Source organism: Verrucosispora sp. ts21 (genome assembly GCF_002879555.1).
Classification (GTDB): Bacteria; Actinomycetota; Actinomycetes; order Mycobacteriales; family Micromonosporaceae; genus Micromonospora; species Micromonospora gifhornensis.
Genome location: NZ_PNOZ01000204.1, coordinates 1 through 365, shown reverse-complemented (window position 1 = coordinate 365; position 365 = coordinate 1). Strand labels below are relative to the sequence as shown.

Sequence of the window (365 nt, the reverse complement as noted above, 5' to 3'; positions counted from 1 at the left end):
ACCAGGGACGACGAGCAGGCGGTGTCGACGGTCAGGGTCGGGCCGTTGAGGCCGTACACGTAGGCGAGGCGGCCGGAGACGGCGCTGGCGGTGTTGCCGACGAGCAGGTATCCCTCCAGGTCGGCCGGTGGGCGGGCGGCCCGGGCGGCGTAGTCGTGGTACATGACGCCGCAGAAGACACCTGTGTCACTACCCCGCAACGACCGTGGGTCGATCCCCGCCTGCTCGAACGTCTCCCACGCCACCTCCAACAACAACCGCTGCTGCGGATCAGTCGCCAACGCCTCCCGCGGCGACATCCCAAAGAACTCCGCATCAAACAGATCCGCGTCATACAGGAAGCCGCCCTCACCCGCATACGACTT

The 365-nt window shown here is 67.1% G+C and carries 1 protein-coding gene; it reads right to left on the bottom strand.

Translation table 11 applies throughout. The features are described 5' to 3' along the window. Positions 1–365, bottom strand: a 365-nt coding sequence (locus C1A38_RS30515; RefSeq protein WP_146017666.1) for a beta-ketoacyl synthase N-terminal-like domain-containing protein, incomplete at both ends; no start/stop codon positions are given.